The 4,413-nt window shown below is 46.2% G+C and carries 4 protein-coding genes and 1 pseudogene; all 5 read left to right on the forward strand.

The features are described 5' to 3' along the window. Positions 1-741, forward strand: a pseudogene (locus WEIDD23_RS14495) (UDP-glucose--hexose-1-phosphate uridylyltransferase); the annotation flags it as partial. Between the two features lie 232 nt (positions 742-973). After that, positions 974-1,972: an ABC transporter ATP-binding protein gene (locus WEIDD23_RS04670; RefSeq protein ID WP_010375230.1), complete on the forward strand. Its 999-nt coding sequence runs from the start codon at positions 974-976 to the stop codon at positions 1,970-1,972. A gap of 9 nt (positions 1,973-1,981) precedes the next feature. Continuing rightward, on the forward strand, positions 1,982-2,938 hold the full coding sequence (locus WEIDD23_RS04675; RefSeq protein ID WP_010375227.1) for an ATP-binding cassette domain-containing protein: 957 nt from the start codon (positions 1,982-1,984) through the stop codon (positions 2,936-2,938). Between the two features lies 1 nt (position 2,939). Then, the gene (locus WEIDD23_RS04680) at positions 2,940-3,899 is read left to right on the forward strand and encodes an ABC transporter permease (RefSeq protein WP_010375224.1); all 960 of its coding nucleotides are present in this window, start codon (positions 2,940-2,942) and stop codon (positions 3,897-3,899) included. 13 nt (positions 3,900-3,912) lie between these two features. Beyond that, the coding region (locus WEIDD23_RS14500) for an ABC transporter permease (RefSeq protein ID WP_347474444.1) at positions 3,913-4,413 on the forward strand (501 nt) is incomplete at its 3' end.

Here is a 4,413-nt window from a genome sequence, read left to right on the forward strand (position 1 = left end):
AATGCTGATTTACCAATTGTGGGTGGCTCGATTTTGTCACAAGAACATTTTCAAGGTGGCCGGCACGTCTTACCTTTGATGAAGGCCCCAGTTGAACGTGAAGTGACATTGCCTGCCTTCCCAGCAGTGCATGCTGAAATCCTCAAGTGGCCAATGACAACCATTCGCATTACGGCTAAAGTCGCCGCCGATATTGTGACGGCTAGTGAATTTATTCGCCAAGTCTGGGCAACGTATTCAGATGAGCGGTTAGATATTCATGCCATCAGTCCAACGGGTGAGGCGCAACATACGATTACCCCGATTGCACGACAAGTAGGTGATCAATTTGAAATGTACTTGGTATTACGTGACAATGGCACTTCAGCCACGTACCCGGATGGTATTTTTCACCCACATCCAGATGTACAACACATTAAGCAAGAGAATATTGGCTTGATTGAAGTGATGGGGCTGGCAATTTTACCTGCGCGGTTACAGACAGAGCTACAGGAAATTGCTAACTACTTGGTCGGCGATCAACCGTTAAGTGCAGTTGCACCGAGTCACCGCGATTGGGCGGCCGCCTTGCGTGAGAACGCAACAGTTACACGTGAAAATGTGATGACTGTTATACGCCAAGCTGTGGCTGACGTATTTATTCGAGTGCTAGCTGATGCGGGTGTGTATAAATACGATACGGCTGGCCGTGAAGGCTTAATGCGCTTCATTGCGCACTTAACGGCTGCCGGTAAGCAGTGATGATAATTTAAGATATTGCACGAAACACATGCAGCTAACCGAATGTTATTGGTTAGCTGCATGTGTTTTTGCGTATGAACCCGAAAAAAGGAAATTTAAAGTTGGATTTCAAGGGGGAAATCCGATAATTTTTCTTGTAAATTAAAATTAGATTAAAACAAACTATTGAAAAACTCATAATATCGTCATATTATAAAACAAATCATTTTATAAAAAGTAAGGGTGGCAAAATATGAGCGATGCGGAACTATTAGTTGCAAAAAATGTCAGTGTCAGTTTTAAGATTCACGGCCAATATGTCCAAGCAATCGAAGATGTTAGTTTGTCGGTACGGCCGAATGAGGTTGTGGCTTTGGTGGGTGAATCAGGTTCCGGCAAGTCAACCTTTGCCACGTCAATTATTGGGCTACATGATTTAACACTGACCCAGGTAACCGGACAGATTTTAGTTAATCAACGCGATGTACTGAATTTAGCACCGGCTGAGTGGACACAAGTGCGCGGCGCTGAAATCGGCATGATTTTTCAGGACCCACTAGCAGCGTTGAATCCGTTGATGAAAATTGGCGACCAAATCAAAGAAGCGTTGGCGGTGCACGATGTTTACCAAGAGCCACAATACAATGACCGCGTGATTGAATTGCTCAATCAAGTTGGGATTCCCTTCCCAGAACGTGTGGCGAATGAGTTTCCACATCAGCTGTCTGGGGGGATGCGGCAACGTGTCGTGATTGCGTTGGCAATTGCGAATAAGCCCAAGTTAATCATTGCGGACGAGCCAACTACCGCATTGGATGCGACGATTCAGGCGCAAATTTTGGACCTACTCCAGGATATTCAGGCTGAAAATGGGGCCGGCATTATTCTCATTACGCACGATTTGAGTGTGGTGGCTGAGGTAGCTGACCGTGTGGCGGTCATGTATGCCGGCCAAATTGTGGAAGAGGCTGAGGTCGGGGAACTCTTCGCTAATCCGAAGCACCCGTACACGCGCTCACTACTACGGTCAAATCCAAGTTTGGACAATGAATCGGATGAACTTTACGTCATTCAAGGGACTGTGCCTGGTTTGACACACATTGACCACCACCGCGATATGTTTTTGGATCGGACGCCATGGCTGCCCGAAGACGTGCGCCAAGAACAAGATCCAAAGTTGGCGGAGATTACACCAGGTCACTGGGTGCGTGGTAATGCATGGCGGGTATTTAAGTTTGCTGACGAAGATTGAGGTTAGATAATGAGTGAGTTATTAAGAGTAGAAAACGTTAAAGTACACTATCCGATTCGAAGTGGGTTTTTCAATCGGGTGACTGATTATGTATACGCGGCAGACGGGGTAAGTTTCTCAATTGAGGCTGGTAAAACGTATGGGTTAATTGGGGAATCAGGATCCGGTAAGTCAACAATCGGGAAGGCCATTGTGGGATTGGAGCCGATTACGTCAGGACATATTTATTTTCAGGGCGTTGATATGACGGACGCCAAGAACCGCGCCCATGTTAATTACAACAAGGACGTGCAAATGATTTTCCAGGACTCGATGTCGTCGTTGAATCCACGTAAGACAGTGTTTGATATTATTGCGGAACCATTGCGTAATTTTTCAGGGTTAAAAGAAGACGGGCTGGCCCAGGAAGTGCGGCATTTGCTTGATATTGTCGGACTGCCGGCTGAAACGATGTACCAATTTCCATTCCAGTTTTCAGGTGGTCAACGCCAACGTATTGGGATTGCCCGTGCAGTGGCGACAAAGCCTAAGTTGATTGTCGCGGATGAGCCAGTTTCAGCATTGGACTTGTCAGTGCAAGCGCAAGTGTTGAATTACATGAAACGCATTCAAAAAGACTATGGCATTGCCTTTCTGTTCATTTCGCACGATTTGGGTGTTGTGCGCCACATGACGGAAAATTTGGCCATTATGCACGCCGGCCGATTGGTTGAAATTGGTTCACGTGACGATATTTTTAACCATGCCCAACACTTGTATACCAAGCGTTTGTTAGCAGCAATTCCAGAAATTGATGTGCCGAATCGGGCGAAAAATCGTGCCCACCGTAAGGCTATTGAACAAGAGTTTCAGGATCAAAAATCAGCATATTATGATGCCGATGGCCGGGCGTTTCCGTTAGTCGCGGTTAGTGAAACCCACCAAGTGGCACTGCCTGAATCAATGCTAGAAGGAGAGGGGTTCTAATATGTGGAAAACGATTTTGCGTCGATTGCTGATTATGATTCCGCAATTGTTTATTGTGTCTGTGTTGGTCTTTTTCTTGGCCAAGTTAATGCCTGGTGATCCATTCTCAGGAAAATTTGGGCCAAACACTGACCCAGCTCAAATCGCGGCATTACGTAAGGCTGCTGGGTTGGATGATCCGTGGACGGTGCAGTATGCCCGTTGGATTGGCAATGCGGTGCACGGTAATTTTGGTGATTCTTTCCAGTTGAAGCAACCAGTTGCACGTGTGATTGGTGCCCGTTTGGGGAATACGGTTTGGCTGTCATTGCTGGCCTTGATTGGTACGTATGTGACGGCAATTACGATGGCATTAGTGGCAGCTCGTCGTGAGAATTCACGGACGGACCATGCGTTGGTGGTCTACAACTCATTGATTTATTCGTTGCCAGCTTACCTATTTTATTTATTTGGTATTTTTATCTTTGGGTACACGCTTGGCTGGTTCCCAACATCGGGAACAGTGTCGGCTGACGCTAATGGCTTCTTCCCGGTCTTGGGTAGTCGCCTGTATCACATGATTCTACCGGCTTTGATTGTGGCACTGATTTCAACAACCAGTACCTTTTCGTACTTGCGTTCCGGTATTTTGGATGAGTCCAAGCAGGACTATGTGAAGTTAGCCCGGGCAAAAGGGGTGCCTGAGAATCGGATTTTCTCACGGCACGTGTTGCGTAACGCCTTCTTGCCGATTGCTTCAACGATGGGGTATGCCATTACGGGTATTTTCGGGGGCATGATTATTGCAGAAACGATTTTCTCATTCCCAGGAATTGGGTCATTGTTTGTGCAATCAGTTTTGACGCGAGATTATCCGGTGGTGACCACGTTGGTTCTATTCAACGGTGTCTTAGCGGTGTTGGGTGGTTTGTTCTCAGATATTATCATGAGTGCAGTCGATCCTCGTATTCGAATTTCTTAAGGAGGCGCAACAAATGGAACAAGCAAAGAAAACAGCGCCGACATTACGAAATGCCTTGCGACGCGAATTTCAACAAGATCAAGTGGCTCAGTTTGCCATAATTCTATTACTGTTACTGACAGTGGCTATTTTTGTGGGTGCGTTGTTTGTCCCCAAAACGGCTTACACGGACGTCAATATTATGAATCAATACCTACCGCCAATGACAGACGGGCACATCTTTGGTACCGATAATGGTGGTAAAGATATCTTTTCATTGTTGGTGGTCGCTGCGCGTAATTCTTTGACGATTGCGTTTTTCGTAACCGTGCTTATTCTGGCACTCGGTACGATTGGTGGTTTAGTTACGGGTTATTTTGGTGGCGTTTTTGATCTCGTGTTCATGCGTTTTATCGACTTTATGACAATTTTGCCAGTGATGATGATTATTATCGTGCTGGTCACGGTTATTCCGCATTACAACATGTGGTCATTGATTATCATCATGACGTTGCTGGGGTGGTTTAACACAGTG

This window comes from Weissella sp. DD23 (assembly GCF_001579105.1).
GTDB lineage: Bacteria > Bacillota > Bacilli > Lactobacillales > Lactobacillaceae > Weissella > Weissella cibaria.